The sequence below is a fragment of the Chloroflexota bacterium genome (assembly GCA_013152435.1).
In the GTDB taxonomy this organism is placed as follows: domain Bacteria; phylum Chloroflexota; class Anaerolineae; order DUEN01; family DUEN01; genus DUEN01.
This window is the reverse complement of record JAADGJ010000012.1, coordinates 1-21,446: the sequence shown is the minus strand read 5'-3', so window position 1 is coordinate 21,446 and position 21,446 is coordinate 1. Positions and strand designations below refer to the sequence as shown.

Below are 21,446 nucleotides of genomic sequence, written 5' to 3'. Positions count from 1 at the left end.
AGGCGATGAGCGTCCGAACCTTCGCCGTGGGGCTGGTTCTCATCGGGGCTCTGGCGGCAGGTGGCACCTGGTGGTGGCTGTCGCGGCCTGCGGGCGCCCGCCCGGATAGCCCTGTGTGGCTGTCCGGCACCATCGAGGCGGAGGAGATCTCCATCGCGTCCCAGGTTGGCGGCCGGATCGTTGAACTGGCCGTGGATAAGGGGGATGAGGTCCGGGCGGGTGATGTGTTGGTGCGGCTGGAGACGGACATGCTGGATGTCGACCTGGCCCGGACGGAGGCAGCGGTGAAGGCGCTTCAGGCAGCCCGTGACGCGGCCTATGATGCCTGGCAGGCGGCGTTGAAGGCACGGGATGGCCCGCAGGAGATCGATATCAAGATCGCCGAGGTGCAGGCGCAACTGGAGGTGGCCGAGCTCCAGGTGGAGGCGGCCCGGCTCTCCGGGGACGAGGCTCGACTCAAGCTGGCGGAGACGACGCGGGATGGGCTGCAGAGGGTTCTGGATCTGCTCACGGCCGTGCGCTCTGAGCCTTACGCGGGGAAGGCCCGGGTCAGCCAGGCGGAGATGTTCTATCGCGGCCTGGAGGGCCTGTTGCAGACGGCCCTCAGCATTCAGGATCTCCTTCGCATGCAGCGGGAGAGGATGGCGCTGACCGCGCCACGGGATGGCTATGTGGTTGACCGCCTGCTTTCTGAGGGGGAGATCGCCGCCCCGCTGGCCCCGATCCTAGTGTTGGCTGACCTGCGCGAGGTGACCCTGACCACGTACGTCCCGGAGGCGCTTTACGCCCGGATACAGCTGGGCGATCCGGTAACCGTTACCGTGGACGGCCTGCCCGGTCGGGCCTTCTCCGGCGCGGTCGTCTACCTCTCGCCTCGGGCCGAGTTCACGCCCGTCGGCGCGCAAACGGGGGCGCGCGACCGCCTGATGTATGCGGTGGAGATCCGTTTGCGCAACCCGGATCTGGCGCTCAAGCCGGGGATGATCGCCGACGTGGCGTTTGAGCCCTGACCCTGTGGCCCGACGGCTGTTCGGTCATGCCTGAATGGGAGGCAGCGAGGGACGCGGAGGGAAGGGGAGGATGCTGGAGGGGCTTGTGCTCCTCTCGAAGGACCCTTGCCCGAATCCTGGACTGTGAGGTGAGGAGATGGCTGATCAAATGAACTCTGGCGAGGCGCCGCCGCAGATGACGCGGCGAGAGATCTTCAGGTACCTGTTGGGGTTCTCCGCCGTCAGCACCCTGGTGGGGATATTGACCCCCATCCTGGGCTACCTGTGGCCTTCGTCCCATCCCGATGGCGCCATCGGGAGCAGGACGATGGTGGGCTCGGTGGAGGACTTTGCGCCCGGGACGGGGAAGGTGGTGCCGGTGGGCAGCAAGCCCGTCATCGTGCTCAACACGGAGCAGGGCTTCCGGGTTTTCTCCGCCGTTTGTACCCATCTGGGGTGCATCGTGTTGAACAAGGACCCTGGCACGAGCTATATCCACTGTCCATGCCATGATGGGCGGTTCAACCCGGTCAATGGAACGGTCATCGCCGGCCCTCCGCCTCGGCCTCTGCCCGCGTACGAGTTCTCCGTAGAGGAGGGGAAGATCTACGTCGGCAAGCCCCTGGGGCCGCTGTACGGCGCGTGAGCGCGCATCGGGCGGAGAGGGAAGGAGGGCTGGAGAACGGGCGTCCCTCCGGGCCTGCCCGGGAGGGCGATGGGCGATGGCTTTTTCGCGCCGTCGTGCGCACTTGTGGCGCTAGTGAGAGGAGAAGACTATGCCGGAGGAGCGGTTTCGCGTCTTTGTGCCGGATTTCGACTATTATCGAAGCCTGATCGCCTGCCAGTTCGCCTGTCCGGCGGGCACCGACGCCCGGGGATACGTGATCGCCATCGCTCGGGAGGAGTACGAACGGGCGTACCTGATCGCTCGTGAGGTGAACCCTCTGGCCTCCACCTGCGGCTGGGTGTGCGGCGCCCCCTGCGAGGCCGCCTGCCGTCGGGGGACGATCGATGCCCCCGTCGCGATTCGTGCTCTGAAGCGCTTCGTCAACGACCGGTATGGGGTCTACCTGGGCGAGGACCTGTCCTTGCCCCCGCTCCCGTGGCGGGACCAGTTGCCGGAGGCCCGGGTCTACAAGGGCCCCGATGGCGATTTCGACCTGGGCAATTCCGATCTGCCTCATAGCCTTCGCCAGCTGCGGCGCGCGGCCGCCCGGGGCGAGCGCACCGGCAAGCGGGTGGCCGTAGTCGGCGCCGGGCCGGCCGGCCTTGTCTGCGCCCACGATCTGGCCTTGCTGGGCCACGACGTGGTCATCTTCGAGGCGGCTCCGGTGCCGGGCGGCATGCTGCGCCTGGGGGTGCCGGAGTACCGCCTGCCTCGCGAGGTCGTGGATCTGGAGATCGCCGCCGTCCTGGCCCTGGGACCGGAGCTGCGCCTCAATCAGGCCCTGGGCCGGGACTTCACCCTGGCCGATCTGCGCCAGGAGTTCGACGCCGTCTTCATCGCCATCGGCACCTACAAGAGCCGGCAGCTCCAGGTGGAGGGCGAGGACCTGGACGGCGTGTTGCGGGCCGTGGACTTCCTGCTCAATGTGAATCTGGGCGGCTACAACCTGGACCTGGGCCGCAGGGTGCTGGTCATCGGCGGGGGGAATGTGGCCATGGATGTGGCCCGCACGGCGTTGCGGCTGGGGCAGCCGTCCACCGAGGCGGGCGGTGACATCGCTTTGGCCCTGGACGTGGCCCGGGCGGCGGTCCGCCTGGGGGCTACCGAGGAGGTCCACTGTCTGGTGGTGGAGGATCGCCATGAGATGCTGGCCGACCCGCTGGAGATCGAGGAGGCGGAGCGGGAGGGGGTGATCATCCACAATCACGTGGCCCCCCGGCGCATCGTGGGGCGGGATGGCCGGGCCGTGGCGGTGGAGACGCTGGATGTGGCCCGGACGTTCGACGAGCAGGGGCGCTTCAACCCAGAACTGATCCCCGGCACGGAGAGGGTGTGGGATTGCGACAGCGTCATCGTCTCCATCGGGCAGACGGGCGAGCTGAGCTGGGTGCAGCCCGAGGACGGGCTGGAGGTGACACGGCGGGGCACGCTGGCGGTGGATCGGGAGACGCTGGCCACCACGGCGCCTGGCGTCTTCGCCGGCGGGGACATCGCCTTTGGGCCGCGGCTCATCATCCACGCCGTGGCTGACGGTCAGCGGGCCGCCCGGAGCATCCACCGCTTTCTGCAGGGCGTGGAGCCGCGGGTGGTGCGCAAGGGATGGATGACGCCGATCGACCTGCGGGAGTATCCGGATCATGGCCCCACTCCCGGCTATCTGCGGTTGCCCCATCGATTGCCCGCGATGCTGCCCGTCGAGCGGCGCATCGGCGTGGCCCGGGTGGAGCTAGGGTACGAGGAAGATGAGGCCCGCCGTCAGGGCGAGCGTTGCCTGGTGTGCAGCGTCAACCCGGTCTTCAACGGCGACCTGTGCATCCTCTGCAACGGCTGCGTGGACGTCTGTCCCACCGACTGCCTCAAGCTGGTGCCCATGAGCTGGGTGGAGGGGGATGACGCGGTGGCTGCCGTGGTGGAGGCTCGCTTCGGGCGTCCGCTGGCGGAATTCCATCAAGGGGAATCCCCGGAGGCCACGGCCATGCTCTTCGATCCGGCCCGGTGTATCCGCTGCGCTTTGTGTGCTCAGCGCTGCCCAACGGACGCGATCACGATGGAAGCGTTCCGGTTTACGGAGGAGATGGTGTTTGAACGTGAGGTAAACTGATGAATATCGAATCCTGGACCACTCGCATTACCCGTTCCCGCCTGTGGCGTTCGTACTTTCGCCATGGCCTGCCGGATAACCCGCTGGATCGCTCGTTGGTGATGACCAGCGGCCTCTTCTTCCATCTCCATCCCGTCAAGGTGAGCCGCAAGAGCCTGCGCTGGAGCTATAGCATGGGGTTGGGCATCATCACCGTGGTCCTCTTCGCCGTGTTGGTGTTCACCGGGACCCTGTTGATGTTCTACTACATCCCCTCGGTGGAGCGCGCCTACCCGACGATGAAGGCGATCCAGACCTCCGTCTCGCTGGGGCAGTTTACCCGGGCCATGCATCGCTGGGCGGCGCACCTGATGGTCCTGGCCGTTGCCTTGCATATGGCTCGGGTCTTCTATACCGGCGCCTACAAGCCTCCCCGGGCGTTCAACTGGGTGGTGGGGGTCTTCCTGCTGCTGCTCACCCTGGGGGCCAGCTTCACCGGATACCTCTTGCCTTGGGATCAGCTCGCCTATTGGGCCATCACCGTGGGGACCAACATCGCCGGCTATGCGCCGGTGGTCGGCTCTGAGATGCATACGCTGCTTTTGGGTGGCCGCGAGGTCGGCCAGAACGCCCTGATCCGTTTCTACACCCTCCATGTGATCGTGCTTCCCCTGTTGCTGGCCCTGGGCATCTCCTACCACATCTGGCGGGTGCGCAAGGATGGTGGCCTGGCGGCTCAGGAGGCGCACGCGGAGGAGCGTGAGGGCGCTGACGCGGGGAAGCGGGAAGGCGAGGGGGCCGAGCGCGCCTTGGGCGGGACGCAGCGGGACTGGGAGATCTTCCCCAAGGATCCCCGCAAGACCTACGGCCTGGTCGAGCTGATGCGCGGCACCTCTCCCCTGGTGAACCGCGGGCCGGAGGACACGGTTTTCTCCTTCCCGGTACTCCTGTTGTGGGAGGTGGTGTTATTTCTGGGCACCACCCTTTTCCTGTTCCTGTTATCGTTGGCGCGTCACGCGCCGCTGGGAGACATCGCCAATCCGGCGTTGACCATCGATCCGGCCAAGGCGCCCTGGTACTTCGTCGGCCTGCAGGAGCTGCTGGAGCACATGCATCCCACGCTGGCCGGGGTGGTCGTCCCGACGTTGCTGGTGCTCTTCCTGCTGGCCCTTCCGTATCTGGACTATCATCGGTCCGGGGCCGGGCGCTGGTTCACTTCCCTCCGTGGCAGGAGGATCGTCCTGTGGACGACCTTGTACACCCTGGTGGTGATGCCGGCCTACATCGTCGTGGACAACTGGATCACCCCCCGGGAGATGTTGCGAGGTGTGGCTCCCGGATGGGTCAGCCAATGGCTCATTCCCATCATCGTGTTCACCGTGTTGGTGGGGGCGCCGATGTTGGTCTTGCGCCGCTGGCGGCCGACGCCCCGGGAGCGGATGCTGGCGTTGTTCACGGTGATGTTCGTCTCCGCATTTGTGTTCACCCTGAGCGGGCTCCTCTTCCGGGGGCCGGGCTTCAAGCTCTACTGGCCGTGGAACATGCCGGGGGGATACAACCCGCTCAGTGATCTGTAACCCGAGGAGGTTCCTATGACCATCCACGAACACGCTCCCGAGGAGAAGCTCCCCCGGCGGCGGTTCCTGCTCTGGGCCTGGGGGGCGTCCCTGCTGGCCCTGGCGGGGCAATCCCTGGGGAGCCTGCTTCAGTTCTTCAAGCCGGTGGTCGAGCCGGGGGGCTTTGGCGAGAAGGTCAAGGCCGGCCGGGTCGACGAGTTCCCCGTCGGAAGCATCGTCCACGTACGGAAGGGGCGCTTCTATATCTCCCGTCTGGATGAGGGCGTGCTGGCCATGTGGCATCGTTGCACGCATCTGGGCTGCACCGTCCCCTGGCGGGATGATGAGGACCGCTTCCACTGTCCCTGCCACGGCGGCATCTACAACAAGAAGGGGGAGGTGCTGGCCGGACCGCCGCCCCGCCCGCTCGATCTCTTCCCGGTCGAGATCGTGGATGGCGAGATCGTTGTGGATACCAGTCGGGTCATCACGCGTGATCGGTTCGATCCGTCTCAAGCGACGCCGGTTTAAGGGGGAGCCATGCGACAAGAAAACTATACCCGCCTGCTCTGGGGGGCGCTGGCTCTCAGTGTGCTGATCCTGGTCGCCTTCCAACTCTACATCAACCGTGAGCCGACCCGGATTCAGGCGGTGCGGGCAGCGGATCGGGCCGCGGCCATCGCCGCCGGCGAGGAGCTCTATCAGGCCAACTGCGCCAGTTGCCACGGCGAGCAGGGGGAGGGCGTAGACGCGCCGGCCCTCAACAACCTGGCGCTGCTGCGCGATACGCCCGATGAGACCCTCTTCGATCTGGCGGCCAGCGGCATCCCGGGCACGGAGATGCCCGCCTGGAGTCAGGCCCGCGGCGGTCCATTCACCGACGAGGAGCTCCGGAAGATCGTGGCCTTCATCCGGAGTTGGGAGTCTACGGCCCCGGACCTGGGCGAGCTGCGTATGCAGCCGGACGCCCGGCGGGGTGCCCGGATCTACGCCGCCGTCTGCGTGGTTTGCCACGGGGAGAACGGCCAGGGCGGGACGGCTCCTGCGTTGAACGATCCGGCCCGACTGGGACAGTTCGATGATGTGTGGTACGCCGAGGCCATCGCCAGCGGAAGGCTGGAACGGGGCATGCCCGCGTGGGGGGGCGTCCTGTCTCCCCAGCAGATCGGCGATCTGGTGGCCCTACTCGACGCCTGGCGGCGCGGCGAGGAGATCGCTTTCGGCGACGTGGCCAGCCTGCTGAAGGACGCGGCGCACGCCGTCGAACATGGCGAGATCGACGAGGCCGTCGAACTCCTGGAGCAGGCGGCGGATTCGGCCGAGCATGAGCAGGCCGAGGTGATCGAGCAGGCTTTGGACGCGCTGAACGCGGGCAACATTCAGGAGGCTACGAGTCTCATCGAGCAGGCTCAGGGCATGGGGGAAGAGATGCCCGCCTCCGGTGAGGGGGCGCCCTCCCCAGAGGCCCCGGTCGATCCGGGCGTGGCGCATCTACAGGAGGCGGCCCGCGCCCTGGAGCGGGATGATCTGGAGGAGGCCAGGGCGGCTTTGCAGGAGGCGTTTGAGTTGTTGCCCCCCGGTGATCTGAAGGAGGCTGCTGAGCACGCTCTGGAGGACATCGAGGCCGGCAAGTCGGAGGAGGCTCGCGGCGCGTTGGAGAAGGCCCTGGAGGGTATCCGCCAGCCGTAGACCCGCATCCCGGCGCGAGGCGATCCCCGCCAACTCCCCTGACGGGCATAGGGGTTTCTGCCCGGTGCCATCCCCGCCGAACGGCGCTGTCTCGGCTCAGGTCGGTGTGCTATGCTGGGATTGAGGTTAGATCGTTGGATGTACTTTCGAGGGAGGGATCACTCGCTCCGGGAGGAAGGCTCTCATGATCGAATTCTTGCAGGCGTATGGTTCCTGGATCCTCTTTGGAGCGCTCCTCCTGATCATGATGCGTGTCCATGGCGGACATGGCGGCGGGGGATGCGGCATGGGCAGAGGACATCAACATCCGCCCGATCAAGATGAAGAAGGCTCGGAGGATGCTCCGACGAAACCCACAAGCTGCCGTTAGCTCGGTGTGGGTGAACCGTGGATGTGCGTCCGGCCGCCCGGGCAGCGGGTTGGCCGCCCAACGGAGGGTGAGAGATGCTGAGGGATCCCGTATGTGGTCGCAGAATCAATCGGGGGCGGGCCCATGTCGCGATCGAGTACGAGAAGGTGATCTATTATCTATGCTGTCCGCGCTGTCAGGCCGAGTTCGAGGCCGCTCCGGAGCGCTATGCCCGGCCGGGGGTGGGCGTAGCGGTCGGGGGCAAGGCCGGACGACGGGGACGGCGGACCGTGCCCCACCGGCCGGCGGGCAGGAAAGGGCCTGCCGATCGGTGAGGGGCCGGATGCGGCGGGGATGGGCATGGTTGCCCACAGGAGGTGAGAGATGATGAACGGATTGCGCATCAAGACCGTGGGCCTCTCGTTGAGCGTTCTCTTCGCGGTGACCTACGTTTTCTGCGTGTTCTGGGACCTGGTCTTGCCGGGCTGGGCCATGTACGAGGTGTGGCAGCGGCTGTTCCCCGGCTTCAGCTGGAGCGCGGTCGGCCTCCTTATCGGCTTGGTGGAGACGGTGTTCTACGGCTTTTACGTCGCCGTGATCTTCGTGCCCGTGTATAACTATCTGCACCGGCGCGAGATAACGGCCGAGGCGGCTCAGATGCAGTCGCATGCATCCGGGTCCCATTGATGTGGGGAGGGAGCCGTCCCTCAATGGCGAGGGGCGGCTCCTCTGCCTCGGCGATCGAGCCATCGTCGTTTGAACGAGCCGTTCGGTGACCGGGGCCGGGGCTTTCAGGGGGGATCACCGCGTTGGTGTAAGGGGTGAATGATGCGTTACGACGTCGTCATCGCCGGGGCCAGCTTTGCTGGACTGGCCGTGGCCGCACAGTTGCGGGGGAAACGGGTGCTTCTGCTGGATCGCAAGCCCATTGGTGTGGGACAGACATCCGCATGCGGCACGTTGGTCTGCACGTTGCAGGCCCTGGGGTTGGGAGGGGCGATCTTGCAGGTCCACGACCGGTTGGTCGTCCACACGCCGGGCCACACCTTCGTCTATCCTGTGGCCGAGCCGTTTTGCACCTTTGATTATGGTGTCCTTTGCCGCCTGCTATGGGAGCAGGCGGACGCTGATTTCGTGCAGGCTGCGGCCCTGGGCCTGACGGGCGACCAGGTGCATACATCCCAGGGCACCTTCCGTGGGGATCTCATCGTGGACGCCTCCGGCTGGCGGGCCGCGCTGGGGGGGAGGATTCGACCGGATCTGGTGCGCCGGGATCGGCTGAACTTTGGCATGGAGACTCTGGTGCCTTATCGGGACGATGGCCTACATTTCTGGTACGATCCGCAGGGTATCCTGCCGGTGGGGATCACCTGGGCCTTCCCTGTAGGCGAATTCAGCCGTGTGGGCATCGGCAGCTACCTGGGGGACACGCGCCTGGGGCGCGAGCTGGACCGTTTCCTGACCGACCTGGGCGTGCGACGGGATGGGGTACACGGCGGGTATTTCCCGCATGCCTTGCGGGATCCCATGATGGGCGACCTATTTCTGGTGGGGGATGCGGCCGGGCAGTGCCTGGGGCTAACTGGCGAGGGCATTCGCCCGGCCCTCTTCTTCGGTACTCACCTGGGGCGCCTGCTGCGGCGGGTGCTGGAAGGCGAGGCGAGCCTGGCGGAGGTTCAGGGAGCTTACCGGAGGTTGGTGGCCGCTCGCAAGCCGTACTATGACGTGTTGTGCCTGGCCCAGCGGGTGTTGCCCCGGCTGCCGCTCCCCCTGGTGCGGGGTCTGATGGCGACCATCCGGCGGCCCGAGGTGCTCTCCCGGGTTCTGGAGCGCTACACGCAGGCGTTCTGGTTGGGATCTCCGGAGACCGCTCAGACGGCCGCGCAGGAGATGATGACGGCGGCGCGCTGATCGTAAGCTGGCATCGAAGATGATGTGGATGAGCATGGCGGATATGCGGAAAAATCGCGAGGCGCCGAGGGGTGACCGGAATCGTCATAGAAGCTTCACATTAGCTTCAACATATCCTCATGAAACTGGTCCATGATGAAGATGAAGTCGGACGGAAACGTCCGGGATGCCTTTTCTAACAATCTACTTCACCAACGCGACACAAGTTGTGTGAACCGAGCACGTACATGCGATGACGGCGCTTTTGTCTCCTGCAGATGTCATGCGCCTGTCATCGCATCGTGTATTTCAAGATGATTTCAAGAAACGAGGTACTATGACACGACAGAAACGTTTCACTCGACGCGCTTTCCTGGGGCTGGGCGGTGCAGGGCTGGCCGCGGCCGCGCTGGCCGCGTGCTCACCCTCCGTCGACTTGCTCACCCCCGCCGCTCCCACGGCGTCCGCGTCCGATGCCGACATCGGCCCGGTCGCGACGACGGCGTCCTCTGCTCCCACCCCGCGTGCCGACGTGGGGGGCGTAGATGCGGAGATCGCTCTGGCAGCGGTCGCCGCTACGGCTCCCATCTTCGCGGGGGAGGCCACCCGGGTTTGGCAATTCCAGGGGCGGGTGCTCAAGGGAGATCCCGCACACCTCCAGGCCCTGCCCGATACCTATCTCGGCCCCATCTTTCGCGTGAGGAAGGGGCAACGCCTGCGCGTGCACTTCTCCAGCGAGATCCCGCAGGAGACCATCGTCCACTGGCATGGCCTCCATGTGCCCGCGGAGATGGACGGGCATCCCCGATATGCGATCAATCAGGGCGAGACCTATGAATACGAGTTCGAGATACTGAACCGGGCGGGGACGTACTGGTATCATCCTCATCCCCATGGCATCACCGGTCCCCAGGTCTACGCGGGGATGGCGGGGTTTTTCCTGGTGAGCGATGAGGAGGAGCAGGCGCTGGGGTTGCCCTCGGGCGAGTACGACGTCCCGCTGGTCATCCAGGATCGGCTCTTCGACGATGACAATCAGTTGGTCTACCTGCCCAACGGCATGATGGATCGAATGGTAGGGTTCCTGGGCGATCAGATCCTCGTCAACGGCCAGCCCGATTTCACCCTGGGGGTGGCCACTCGCCCCTATCGCTTACGCCTGCTCAACGGATCCAATTCCCGCATCTATAAACTGGGCTGGAGCGATGGCTCGCCGTTCACCGTCATCGGCACGGATGGCGGCCTGCTGGAGGAGCCGGTGCAGCGGCCTTACGTCACCCTGGCTCCAGCCGAGCGGGTGGAGCTGTGGGTGGATTTCAGCGATCGGCCTGTGGGCAGCCAGTTGACCCTGCAGAGCCTCCCCTTCCGATCGCCCGCGGGCGGCGGCATGATGATGGGCGGATCCTCGCTGGAATTGGGCGATCCTTTTGACATCCTCACCGTGCGCGTGGAGCGGGAATCAAGCGATCGGCCGGAGCTGCCGGCCCGCCTTTCCACCATCGAGCGCCTCTCGCCCCGAGATGCGGTCGCCACCCGCACCGTGGTCCTGGAGATGACACCCCGTCTCGGCTGGACGCTGAACGGCCGCACCTTTGAGATGACGGGGGTGGCCCCGGAGGAGCAGGTGAAGTTGGGGAGTATCGAGATATGGGAGTTCGTCAACCGCGGCGGGGGCGGCGGCATGATGGGCGGTGGCATGACATTGCCCCATCCCATACACATGCATGGCGAGCAGTTCCAGGTGCTGGATCGCCAGATCAGCCGGGCGGGCCGGGCGGCCTGGGAGGATCTCCGCGAGGGGTTCGTGGACGAGGGGTGGAAGGACACGGTGTTGGTGATGCCGGGCGAGACGGTTCGGGTCATCCGTCGTTTCGCCGATTTCACCGGCCTCTTCCTCTACCACTGCCACAACCTGGAGCACGAGGACATGGGCATGATGCGCAACTTCGAGATCGTCGCTTAGGAAACTGATGGAGGTGGACGTTGAGGACAGAGGCCCCTCTGCCGCTCGTTCGTCCTAGGAGAAGACGGTGGTGGCCCAGGGTGCTGGTTGGGCTGGGACTGGTGTTGCTGGCGGGCACGCTCCTGCTGGCCGGGTTGATGTCGTCGGCGCGCGATCCGGCCCCGCTGCCGGTGCCCTCGCAGACGGCGGGATTGCCGTTGCGGACGCATCTGTTCGGATCGGAGGCGGCGGATGCGATCCGTCAGCTTCATCGCACCCCCTTTCCGTTGACCGGCGCGGCCGTTGCCATCTATGGAGCCGATTCTCCATCGGCCACCCTGTGGGTCGCGCGTTCCTGGGGAGGCTGGGGAGCGCGCCTGCTGACCACCTGGATGACGCGGGCCATCGCAGGGTCCGATACCCCCTTTACCCCGGTGGGCTCACGCCGGGAGCAGGGGGTTCTCGTGTATGAGCTCACGGGGATGGGACAGACGCACTTCTACTTCCAGGTGGGCGATCGGGTGTACTGGCTGGCCGTGGCGCCGGATCAGGCTGAGCAGGGCCTGCGAGACCTGCTCGGCTTCGCCTCCGATGCCACCCAGATGGGGAAATCCGTTGATGATTGACGGGGGATGATCATGACGGAAACAGGGGCTCCTCCCTGCACGCACGTCGGACACGGCGTGCGGGTGGCTTTGGATTGGGACTATCATCAGCTGGCCCATGCGGCCGATGCGGCTATCCATGAGCTCACCCGACCGTATCCTCGCGCGGCCGCCCTCTATGCGCGCCTGATGGAAGATCCCCAGGTCCTGGCCCTGTGGGACCTGACGGGGTATATGAGCGTGGAGAAGCTGGGATACAACGATCACGGTCAGATGCACGCGCAGGTGGTGGCGGCCGACGCGTTGCGTCTGTTGCATCTGTTGGTCAAGGGCGGCGTCGGGTCCGATGTGGTGACCAGCGACGCTGGGACCCTGGAGGATGCGTATGTCGTCGTGTTGGCGGCGGCGCTCCTCCACGATGTGGGCAATCAGGTCGCCCGGAGGGGGCATGAGGCGTATAGCGTCGTGCTGGCCTATCCCGTCTTGGCCCGCCATCTGCCGCATATCTACCCCGATCTGGCTCAACGTCAGGTGTTGACCGGCTTTGTCCTCTCCGCCATCGCCAGCCACGATTGCGATCCCGTTCCTGCTACTTTAGAGGCGGCCATCGTGGCCGTGGCGGACGGGGCGGATATGACCCAGAGACGGGGCCAGGTGGCCTTCGATCGGGGCAAGGCCGATATCCACGCCGTCTCGGCGATGGCTATCCGGGAGGTGACGATCTGCCCTGGCGAGGAGACCCCGGCCCACATCGAGGTGGCGATGGACAACCCGGCCGGGCTGTTTCAGGTGGAAAAGCTGCTGGGCCGCAAGCTGGCCCTCAGCGGCCTGGAACGATACATCAGCCTGCGCGCCTGTGTCACGCCCGGCGATGGCCAGGACCAGGCCTTTCACTGCCTGGTGTTGCGACAGGGGCACTTCCAGCCCGAGGTGCTGCCCCGCCAGGATGCCGAATCCTGGCCGGTAGACCCGGTGTGCGGCATGGCGGTGGCGCCGGAACGGGCGGCGGGCAGCATCGTTTTTCAGGGCACGCACTATCACTTCTGCTCGGTGGCGTGTCTGACCCGCTTCCAGAGCGATCCGGTGCGGTATGGCTCGGAGGGCCATTCTTGATCCGCTTCGATCTTTGGCTGCGCTGAGGTTTGCGATGGGATCCGTGCGTCGTCTTCGCTGGCCCGTGATCGCCGGAGTGCTGGGCGCGCTGGGGCTGGCGGCGCTCTATCTCGGCATCGTCACCCTGGCGGAGTCCTGGGAGCACGCCCGGGACCTGTTCCGGGAGGACGCTCCCTTTGTGGTGCCCATCATCCTGGGGTTCGGCATCCAGGTTGGGCTTTTCACCTACCTCAAACTGGGATTACATTTACCCGATGGCACCCGGGCTGCTGGTGCGCTCACCGGCACGGCCGGGGGCACGTCCACTCTGGCCATGGTCGCCTGTTGCGCCCACCACGTGACGGATGTATTGCCGCTGGTCGGGCTCTCGGCGGCGGCCGTCTTCCTGGCCGAGTACAAGATCTGGTTCATGGCCGCGGGTCTGGCGACGAACCTGATCGGCATCCTCGTCATGCTGCGCCTGCTGCGACGGGATCGGCGGCGGGCTCTGACCATATGGCAACTTCAGGAGGGTGGTTGTCGATGAAACGGCTCGTATGGGCCCTTGTGCTGTTGGGCGTTGGCTTGCTGTTGGCGGCGTGCGGCGGGCGCGAGGAGGCCCCGGTCGATTCGCCCGCAACGCGTGCGGAGATCTCGACGGGCCCTCAACAGGCCGCGCAACCTTTCCCGGCGCGTATCAGCGATGCCGGCCGAGTGACGGTCGAGATCGCGCCGTTGAATCTCGATCGACCCGAGTCGACGCTGCACTTCCGGGTGGCGATGAACACCCATTCGGTGGAGTTGGATTACGATTTGACGCAGCTGGCCGTGCTCCGCACGGACCGTGGCGACGAAGTGGCCCCCGTGCGGTGGGATGGCGCACGGGGTGGGCATCACGTCAGCGGCGTTCTCTACTTCCCGACGATAGACCTGGATGGCGCGCAGTGGATCGAGGTGGTGATCCGCGACGTGGCCGGTATACCGGAACGTGTCTTCCGTTGGGATTTGGAGCCGTGAGGGTTTCGACGAACTGACTGGACGGAGCGATCACGGCTCGTTCAGGGCCGCCTCGATGGCCGCGCGGAGTATCTGGTAGTCGCCCCCTCCTTCGATGAGCTTCCCGTTGACGAAGAGGGTGGGGGTGCCGCGCACGCCCTTCTGCCGGCCCTGGGCGGTCTCCTGTTGCACCTTGGCGCTGTATTTTCCGGAATCCAGGCACCGGTTAAACTGTTTCGTGTCCAGGCCCAACTCGGCGGCGAAGCGCTTCAGGTTCTCCTTGCTGAAGGCGCCTATGTTTTCGCCGGCCTGCTCCTCGAAGAGTTTGTCGTAGTAATCCCAGAAGCGACCCTGCTCGTTGGCGCACTCGGCCGCCTCCGCCGCCCAGAGCGATTCGTCGCCGATGAAGGCGAAGTGGCGGAAGACGAAGCGCACTTTGCCCTGGCTCACATACTCCTCTTCTAGCCGACGCTCCGCGTCGGTGGCGAATCGCCGACACCACGGTCACTGAAAGTCCCCATATTCCACCACCACAACGGGGGCGTCGGCGGCCCCCTTGCTTTTATCCAGCTCCGCCTCTGCGGCCTGGGATGAGTCGCCGTCGTATCCCGTGATCAACAGGATCGCACCCACCACCAACACCAGCAGCAAAACCAGCAACCCAACGGCCAGGTGATGCGCTCCCAGCCAGGAGCGCTGTTCTGATCTCTGGCTCGTGGGGCGGGATCTCACCCTACGGGTAGGTTTCCTCTTCCTTTTCTTCGGTGTCATGCGTCACTCCCTTCGGATAGCGGAAGGCAATGCTCTTCGCTGATGCGCCATGGACGTGGTGCCACCGTGCCCTTACCGGGGGCCTCTCCGCCGACTAGAGCACCCAGATCAGCAGGCCAAGGCCCAGGGCGGCCATCACACCGCCGGTTACGCCTCGCACCGCTCGTGAGGATGATCGCTCCCACTCCTGGATCTTGCCTCCCAGCACCGGATCCAATGACAGGAGGAGCACGACGACGAGCGGCACGACGAACATCAGGTTGTAGAGCACCAGGTAGACTACCCCTTCCCAGAACCCGGTCTGGCTGGCCAGCAATCCCAGCACCGCCACATAGGGGCCGCCGGAGCAGGGGAAGGTGTGCAGCCCCACCAGTGTGCCCAGCACCAGGGTGGTGGGCAGCGTGGCCCGGTACATCCACTTTTGCAGCGATTCCTTGCTCCCCTCGGGCACCTCCAATCGGATGGGAAAGTTGGGGAAGATGGCTCCCAGCAGGTTGGTGAGGCCCAGCAGGATCAGCAGGACGGCTCCTGCTTGGCCCAGCCAGTGTCCCTGGAGCAGCGTCGAGGCGCGCAGCAGCCCCAGCCCGATCAGGAAGTAGACCACATACACCGCGGCGATGTATACGGCTCCCATGCGAGCTACGGAGGCCCGCGTCTTGCGGATGGTGAACAGGAAGGAGACGAAGAAGAGCAGGATGGCCAGCGCGCAGGGGTTGATCCCGTCCACCAGCCCGGTGAGCAGCACCGCTGGCAGCAGCAGGCTAGGTTTGTCGGCCGTTGCGGTCGGGAAGCTCTCCCGGTTGGCCTCAAACCAGGTCAGGTAGGTCTCAATGGGGGTGTCGGCCGGGTAGCTCTGGATGGGGCCGGCGAAGGCCCAGACTTTGTATTCGTCAGCTCCTTCGTCACGGTAGACCAGGATGCGCTCTGGCAGTTGGGCGTCTGGTGCCAGCAGGGCCTCTACTACTGCACGAGGGGGTTCGCCCTGCAGGATGATGCGCCCATCGTCGATATAGGTGGCCAGATGGCTTTGCAATTCCAACGGCACGCCCAGCCGGTCGTTCAGCTCGTTTAGCTCCCGGCGGTTCTCTCGCTGGTTGATGTAGTCCTTCTTGACGAGCTGGATCTGGTGGGCGGCCATGATCTCCGCCAGTTCGCCCTCGACATAGGTTACGCACTCGTCGCAGGCTTCGTTATAGTAGACGACGGCCTGACGCCCGGAGTCTTGGGCCCAGGCTACGGCGACCGAGGCCCATAAGGTGCCCAGCACTAGGGCCAGTCGCAGCAATCCCTTCATCGGCGATTCCTCCTATGATCCGTGTTTTCGGCTTGACCTTCCAGCGACGGGAAGGCGTATAAAGGGCTGAGGGTCAATCCTGAAACCGCATTGCATGTTGGATCCTCTTCACGTCCTCGGAGCCGTTGAGCATCTCCAGAAGCCGGAAAGCTACCGTGAAGCCGGTCGCCGGGCCCGTGCTGGTGATAATGCGATCGCTCACCACGACTTCTTGGTCCCTCACCCTCGCGCCGTGCTCGGCCAGGTAGCGAAGGTGTTTGCCCCCATCCAGGGGATAGGTGGTCGCCTCCTTGCCGGCGAGCAGCCCGGCGGCGGCCACGGGACGGGCGGCGACGCAGATGGTGGCGATGATGCCCCCGGCAGCGTGGATGGTGCGAATGGCATCCAGCACGACCGGCTCATATGCCTCGGTAAAGCCTCGGTCGTGGTATCCGCCGGGGAAGGCCAGGGCTGCAAACCGGCTCAGATCCAGCTCCGATAGCAAATGTTGGGGCCGTACGACAAGGCTGTGGGCGGCCCTGACCTCCGATCGGAGGCCGGCCACCACGGTATCCACGGGCGTGACTCCCTCGGTGGAGCGTGTCCAGCCCAGGACGTCGATAAAGGCGGCCGCTTCCGCCTCCTCAAAACCTTGCGAAAGAAACAGGAGCACTTGTTTCATCGTCTTTCCTATCCCTTATGGCAGAGCGTACAGTTTTGGCCGCCAGTGTAGAAGAGCCAACCGGTCCACGTCGGCCCGTGGCAGAGGCCATAGGCACAGAAGCCTGGTTCGTGGCATTGACGGCACGTGTTCTGGGCGTCGGAGTCGTGACGAACGGACCATCCCGGCTCTTTGTGGGAGGGTGGCTTCGGCGGTAGGTCTGTCGGACGCACGGTGAAGGGTTTGTCGATGGCGATCGTGGTCGGAATGGTATGGCACAAGTCGCAGTCCATGGGGATATTGCTGCCGTCGGCGCTGAGATGGTGCAGGTCGTGGCAGCGGAAGCACCCGGGTGAGTCCTTGTGGCCGATATTGTTCGGGTACGTTCTCCAATCGACCTTCATTTCAGGGAAGATGTTCGTCCGATAGATATTCTGGGCGACCCGGATCGCCTGGCGCACGGCATCCGCCCGAGCCGCATATAGGGCAGGATAGGAGGTCCGATAGTAGTTCGTCAACTCTTTGTCCAGCGTCATCGTGGCCACTTCCACAGAGGGATGGCTCCGGCTGAGCAGCTCCACCAACCGCCGTCGAATGTAGGGCAGGCTCCGATCGATCTTGCCGGCGGCCAGGGCTTGGTCCACCGCCTGACTGGGCGACTTGAAGGTATGCGAGGGCTGGTTGTGGCAGTCCACGCAGTCCATCACGCGCTTGGGCAGCCGGGCGATGTCTTCAGGGGTTAGATCCGAACCGGCCCGCAGATATTCGACGACCTCGCCGTTGGCTCGGGTCACGCGTACCCAGGGGATATCCTGCCGGGCGGGATCGGTGGCGATGTATTCGACTCGGATACGCGGATCTACGTGCCAATGCACCCCCCGGCTGGCGCTCATCTCTACTCCCCGCCCTCCGACCCGGATGATCATGAAGATGCGCTCACCGGTATTCTGCTCATCGGAGTTGAAGTGCGGGCTGGTTTTCATCCGGTCGCCGTAGAACTTCTGGGGCCAATGGCATTGTTCGCATGTGTCGCGGGCGGGGCGGAGATTTTTGATCGGTAGCGGGATGGGCCGGGGATAGGAGTTCGTCAGGACCGCTATCACCTGGCTGATCCCGGTGATCTTCGATCGGACCAGCCAGGTCGCACCCGGGCCGATGTGGCACTCGACGCACTTGACGCGGGCGTGAGGTGAGTTCTGGTAAGTCACGAACTCGGGTGCCATCACCTGGTGGCACACCTGCCCGCAGAAGCTGACGGATTCGGTGAACTGGTACCCCTTGTAAGTGACCAGGCCCAGCAGCATCACGATCCCGGCCGTAGCCATCAGGAACAGGATCACGCGGTGCCGTTGCTCGGGGATGTTCAGATCCAGGCTGGGGAAGGGTCGCAACACTACGCCAGGCTGGAGGGCCTGGGCGGCGCGCAGTCGGCGCCGGTTCCAGAGCATGCCGATGGGCACCAGCAGTAGCCCGGTGACCAGCATCATCGGCAGGATCAGGAAGGTGACGACGCCCAGGTAAGGGCTGTGGCGAGGGGCGGTGAATTGCAGGAAAAGCAGGATCACCAAGACCACCGTCGCGACGGCAGCGATCACGCCGCCCAGCCAGCTGAGCGGATTTCGGATCAGTAATTGAAACTCGTGCACTTCCGGTGCCCGGTTTTCAGGTGCCGACGGTGGCTCACTCATGGAAGATCATCCTTTAAGCCTGGATCCCCTCAGAAGGTGGACTCCCTGTCTCATGTTGGTGAGCCCACAGGAGACCATTTTGTGAGCAGCGCTGCAGGAATGGCGCCTCCTGTGGGCTTTTTCCCAGACGGGGGTATCTGCCGCCACCTACCTGTGGGCAGGAGCGATTCATGAATCGCCCCTGCCCTGGCCCGTACCTGCCTTATAGCAGAAGCACGGCATTTCTCAGACATGCTCCCAGCAGCCTCAGCAGCAGGTGAGCCTTTTGGGGATCTCCCCCTCCTTCAACGGCCCGAACGGATTCCCGTACTGCCGGATGTTGGCGATCATCTCCCGGTTGGCCTCCGTCTCCACGCCTCGCGCCACCAGATCGGCGCGTATGCTCTCCCCGGCCGGATCGTGGCCCACGGGACAGATCACTCGACAGGATCGACATAACGTGCATTGATAGAACACCACGGAGGCCACGCCCTGATCCGCCAGGATGGCCAACCCCCTGGGGCTGATGTGCTCCTGCCGCAGGATCGTGAAGATGGGACAGGCCTCCCGGCACAGGCCGCACTCGATGCAGGGCGGGTTCTCGGCCAGCTCTCTCAGCATAGCTTCCCCCGGTTGATCACCTGCTGCGGATCGTAGTGCTCCTTCAACCGCCGTGCCTCGGCCTGGAAGGCGGCGTCGGTCCATCTCTTCTTCTTCAATCCGATGCCGTGCTCTCCGCTGACCCGGCCGCCCCATTCCGCCACCCGCTCGTAGAGCGCGGCCAAGCGCTCGTCATTGGGGTGGAAGCAGGGATGCATGATACCGACGCCCAGATGGCCGAAGGCGGGGATCCCCTCCGCCTCCAGCCAGGCCAGCAGTGTTGCCAGCCCTTCCCCTTCCATCTGCGGGTCCTCGATGACGGGATAGCCGCTTCGGGCCAGCACCGGATAGAGGCCATCGCGGGCATGCCACAGGGCGGCGATGCGCTCCGGATCGGCGATCTCCCCGCCGTCCGAGTCGAACTCCGCCAGCAGGTGCGGACGCGCCTCCCAGCCGATGGCCTCCGCCGCGTGGCGGTTGATGTACTCCAGCGCCGTGAGCCGGGGATCGGCCAGCCATCGATCTCGCTGGGCCAGCAGCGCCTCCTCGCCGTCGAAGGGGAGGAGCGATACCGTGCGCCGAGCGGGAAGGGGGATCAGGCGCATCGTCGCCTCGGTGACGAAGCCGGTGATTCCCTCCCATCCCGCCGCGTCATTCACCTCGTCTCCGGCCAGGCGGTGGATACGCCCCAGGCCGTCCACCAGGGTGACCTCCTCAACCCAGTTCCGCATGGTGCCATAGCGCACGGCGCGCAGCCCCGCCGCGTCGGTGGCGATCATGCCGCCGATGCTGGCCGCTCGATGGCTGCCCGGGATAACGGGCAGGAGGAGGCCATCCGCCGCCAGATGACGGTTGAGGGCTCCCAATGCGACGCCGGCTCCCACCCGTATCCGACGCTGTCCGAGGTCCACGGGGCCGATGTAGATCAGACGCGAGAGATCCACCACTACCGAATGCTGGGGGACGGCCCCGCCGCAGAGCCCCGTGCCTGCCCCGCGAGGTACCAGATCGACGCCCTCCCTCCGGGCCCACTCGACGATCGCGGCCACCTGCTCCGGGCGTGACGGCCAGACCACGGCCTGGCACTCCCCCTCCAAACGGGAGGCGTCCCGGCCGTAGACGATTCGATCCTCGATTGCAGTGGAGACGTTCTCCTCGCCAACGAGCGTTGATAGGCGCTCCAGGTTCATGGCGTATCCTCCCGGCTCAGGCCGCCCATCAGGGCCTCGCTGAGCTCCAGCACCTCCACCCCATCGGCGTTTTCCTTGAAATGGGCGTAGCAGAGAGGACAGGCTGTGCAGAGCCGCTCGTTCTCCACCAGGGCCAGGCGCTGCCGGGCGATGGCGTTCGCCAGATCGGGGAAGTTGGACTTCACGCCTCCGCCCGCGCCGCAACACAGGCTGTGCTCCCGGTTGTCGGGCAACTCCGTCACCGTCCATCCGGCCCGCGCCAGCAGGCGCCGCGGCTCGTCGTAGATGTCGGACCAGCGTCCCAGGTGACATGGGTCGTGGTAGGTGATGGGAGCTTCACGGCCCACACTGGCTCGTCCATCGCCCGTCCTCAGCCGTTCGGGCGAGAGCACCTGAGTGACGTGGTAGGCGTCTAGCCCGTAGTCGAACTTGAGGGTATGGTAGCAGCCGGGACAGTTGGTGATGATCTTGCGGACGCTGAAGCGGGCGAAGATGGCCTGATTCTTCGCCTTCAGATCCTCGAAGTCGGCGAGATAGCCAGCCCGTTTGACAGGGCTGCCGCAGCAGAGGACCTCTCCGGACAGGACGATGAAATCCACCCCGGCCTGGCGTAGCAGCTCTTCATAGCGCCTGCCGATGTCGGGCAGGGCATAATGGGTCACGCATCCGGGATAGTAGAGGGTGTTACTCCCGGCCAGCTTTTCCAGCCAGCGTTTGAGCATCGGGGCCTCCTAACCCTCCGGCTTCCGGATGGTTACCCGAAACTCCACCTCTACCTCTGGGTTGTCCGGGTCATTGCTGCGCACGTAGATCACTCGCAGCAGGTTCCCGTACAGGTTGTCCTCGGTGGGATCGAGCACGACGCGCAATTGGGCGGATTCGCCGGGGGGGATGGTCTCTCGATCCACGGTCGCCCGGGTGCAGCCGCAGGATGTGCTCACCTTCTCGATTCGCAAGGGGCTTCCCCCCTCGTTGCGTACCGTATAAGTCAGCTCCAGGGGCTCTTGTGGCCTCTCGCCCAGATCCTGGGATTGGGGCTCCACCACGATGCGCGGCGGGGGATTCCCGCAAGCCGCCAGCAGGGCGGCGACGATCATGATGAAAGCGAATAGCGTGATCCTTCGGATCCACGGCGAACGATGCCTGACGGCGGTCACGATCACCTCCGGTTGTGCGATGTCATATGATGGTCGGACAGCCACCGTCGCTCCCTTCCTTGTTCTGAGAAGCCGAAGGGGTAGCATCACACGTGAACGTGGCGCTGCGGGGGCGATGTGGCTGTCGGGACCGATCTATAGTTGAATAATCGTTCAGATAATATCCCGCCCCTGTCGATTTGTCAAAGGATGGCGAGTCCGATTCTCGCCTTTTCCCTGCCTGGTTGGGGCTTTGGCCGGTGGCCTCCGGCCCCACAGGGCAGGTGAGGGGC

The 21,446-nt window shown here is 65.1% G+C and carries 22 protein-coding genes and 1 pseudogene; 14 read left to right on the top strand and 9 right to left on the bottom strand.

Annotated elements, in window-relative coordinates:
• Positions 1-5: 5 nt before the first annotated feature.
• From GXP39_01260 to GXP39_01195, 14 genes are all read left to right on the top strand, one after another.
• The gene (locus GXP39_01260) at positions 6-1,010 is read left to right on the top strand and encodes an HlyD family efflux transporter periplasmic adaptor subunit (protein NOZ26667.1); all 1,005 of its coding nucleotides are present in this window, start codon (positions 6-8) and stop codon (positions 1,008-1,010) included.
• Positions 1,011-1,146: 136 nt separating this feature from the next.
• Entirely contained in the window at positions 1,147-1,635 is a 489-nt protein-coding gene (locus GXP39_01255; protein NOZ26666.1) for a Rieske (2Fe-2S) protein, read from the top strand.
• Positions 1,636-1,765: 130 nt separating this feature from the next.
• Positions 1,766-3,757, top strand: coding sequence for an FAD-dependent oxidoreductase (locus tag GXP39_01250; protein NOZ26665.1), 1,992 nt, complete (start codon positions 1,766-1,768; stop codon positions 3,755-3,757).
• Positions 3,757-5,313 (top strand): DUF4405 domain-containing protein, encoded by a 1,557-nt coding sequence (locus GXP39_01245; GenBank protein ID NOZ26664.1) that lies wholly within the window; start codon positions 3,757-3,759, stop codon positions 5,311-5,313. Before GXP39_01250 ends, GXP39_01245 begins: the two co-directional genes overlap by 1 nt.
• Before the next feature lie 15 nt (positions 5,314-5,328).
• Positions 5,329-5,823 carry a Rieske 2Fe-2S domain-containing protein gene (locus GXP39_01240; protein ID NOZ26663.1) on the top strand — a complete coding sequence of 165 codons (495 nt, stop codon included), beginning with the start codon at positions 5,329-5,331 and terminating at the stop codon, positions 5,821-5,823.
• Positions 5,824-5,832: 9 nt separating this feature from the next.
• Entirely contained in the window at positions 5,833-6,981 is a 1,149-nt protein-coding gene (locus GXP39_01235) for a c-type cytochrome (GenBank protein ID NOZ26662.1), read from the top strand.
• Between the two features lie 444 nt (positions 6,982-7,425).
• Positions 7,426-7,665: a YHS domain-containing protein gene (locus GXP39_01230; GenBank protein ID NOZ26661.1), complete on the top strand. Its 240-nt coding sequence runs from the start codon at positions 7,426-7,428 to the stop codon at positions 7,663-7,665.
• 49 nt (positions 7,666-7,714) lie between these two features.
• Complete coding sequence (locus tag GXP39_01225) at positions 7,715-8,017, top strand: hypothetical protein (protein NOZ26660.1); 303 nt, start codon at positions 7,715-7,717, stop codon at positions 8,015-8,017.
• A gap of 138 nt (positions 8,018-8,155) precedes the next feature.
• Positions 8,156-9,241 carry an NAD(P)/FAD-dependent oxidoreductase gene (locus GXP39_01220; protein ID NOZ26659.1) on the top strand — a complete coding sequence of 362 codons (1,086 nt, stop codon included), beginning with the start codon at positions 8,156-8,158 and terminating at the stop codon, positions 9,239-9,241.
• A 316-nt stretch (positions 9,242-9,557) separates the two neighbouring features.
• Positions 9,558-11,183 carry a multicopper oxidase domain-containing protein gene (locus GXP39_01215; GenBank protein NOZ26658.1) on the top strand — a complete coding sequence of 542 codons (1,626 nt, stop codon included), beginning with the start codon at positions 9,558-9,560 and terminating at the stop codon, positions 11,181-11,183.
• Between the two features lie 80 nt (positions 11,184-11,263).
• Positions 11,264-11,788 carry a hypothetical protein gene (locus GXP39_01210; GenBank protein NOZ26657.1) on the top strand — a complete coding sequence of 175 codons (525 nt, stop codon included), beginning with the start codon at positions 11,264-11,266 and terminating at the stop codon, positions 11,786-11,788.
• A 12-nt stretch (positions 11,789-11,800) separates the two neighbouring features.
• On the top strand, positions 11,801-12,880 hold the full coding sequence (locus GXP39_01205; protein NOZ26656.1) for a YHS domain-containing protein: 1,080 nt from the start codon (positions 11,801-11,803) through the stop codon (positions 12,878-12,880).
• A 34-nt stretch (positions 12,881-12,914) separates the two neighbouring features.
• Complete coding sequence (locus tag GXP39_01200) at positions 12,915-13,406, top strand: hypothetical protein (protein NOZ26655.1); 492 nt, start codon at positions 12,915-12,917, stop codon at positions 13,404-13,406.
• Positions 13,403-13,876, top strand: coding sequence for a hypothetical protein (locus GXP39_01195; GenBank protein ID NOZ26654.1), 474 nt, complete (start codon positions 13,403-13,405; stop codon positions 13,874-13,876). The genes GXP39_01200 and GXP39_01195 overlap by 4 nt, the downstream gene beginning before the upstream one ends.
• A gap of 30 nt (positions 13,877-13,906) precedes the next feature.
• Here GXP39_01195 and GXP39_01190 read toward each other — a convergent pair.
• The 9 genes and pseudogenes from GXP39_01190 to GXP39_01150 form a co-directional block, all read right to left on the bottom strand.
• Positions 13,907-14,353, bottom strand: a pseudogene (locus tag GXP39_01190) (thioredoxin domain-containing protein).
• Positions 14,354-14,359: 6 nt separating this feature from the next.
• Entirely contained in the window at positions 14,360-14,587 is a 228-nt protein-coding gene (locus GXP39_01185; protein ID NOZ26653.1) for a hypothetical protein, read from the bottom strand.
• A 133-nt stretch (positions 14,588-14,720) separates the two neighbouring features.
• A complete protein-coding gene (locus tag GXP39_01180; GenBank protein ID NOZ26652.1) occupies positions 14,721-15,920 on the bottom strand; it encodes a hypothetical protein in 1,200 nt (399 codons plus the stop codon).
• A 73-nt stretch (positions 15,921-15,993) separates the two neighbouring features.
• Positions 15,994-16,581: a DJ-1/PfpI family protein gene (locus GXP39_01175; GenBank protein ID NOZ26651.1), complete on the bottom strand. Its 588-nt coding sequence runs from the start codon at positions 16,579-16,581 to the stop codon at positions 15,994-15,996.
• A gap of 8 nt (positions 16,582-16,589) precedes the next feature.
• A complete protein-coding gene (locus GXP39_01170) occupies positions 16,590-18,248 on the bottom strand; it encodes a cytochrome C (protein NOZ26650.1) in 1,659 nt (552 codons plus the stop codon).
• Between the two features lie 246 nt (positions 18,249-18,494).
• Positions 18,495-18,848 carry a (Fe-S)-binding protein gene (locus GXP39_01165; GenBank protein NOZ26649.1) on the bottom strand — a complete coding sequence of 118 codons (354 nt, stop codon included), beginning with the start codon at positions 18,846-18,848 and terminating at the stop codon, positions 18,495-18,497.
• Positions 18,842-20,017, bottom strand: a complete 1,176-nt coding sequence (locus GXP39_01160; GenBank protein NOZ26648.1) for an FAD-binding oxidoreductase — start codon at positions 20,015-20,017, stop codon at positions 18,842-18,844. Before GXP39_01160 ends, GXP39_01165 begins: the two co-directional genes overlap by 7 nt.
• Positions 20,014-20,739, bottom strand: a complete 726-nt coding sequence (locus GXP39_01155; GenBank protein ID NOZ26647.1) for a (Fe-S)-binding protein — start codon at positions 20,737-20,739, stop codon at positions 20,014-20,016. The genes GXP39_01160 and GXP39_01155 overlap by 4 nt, the downstream gene beginning before the upstream one ends.
• 9 nt (positions 20,740-20,748) lie before the next feature.
• A complete protein-coding gene (locus GXP39_01150) occupies positions 20,749-21,219 on the bottom strand; it encodes a DUF1573 domain-containing protein (protein NOZ26646.1) in 471 nt (156 codons plus the stop codon).
• Positions 21,220-21,446: the final 227 nt, after the last annotated feature.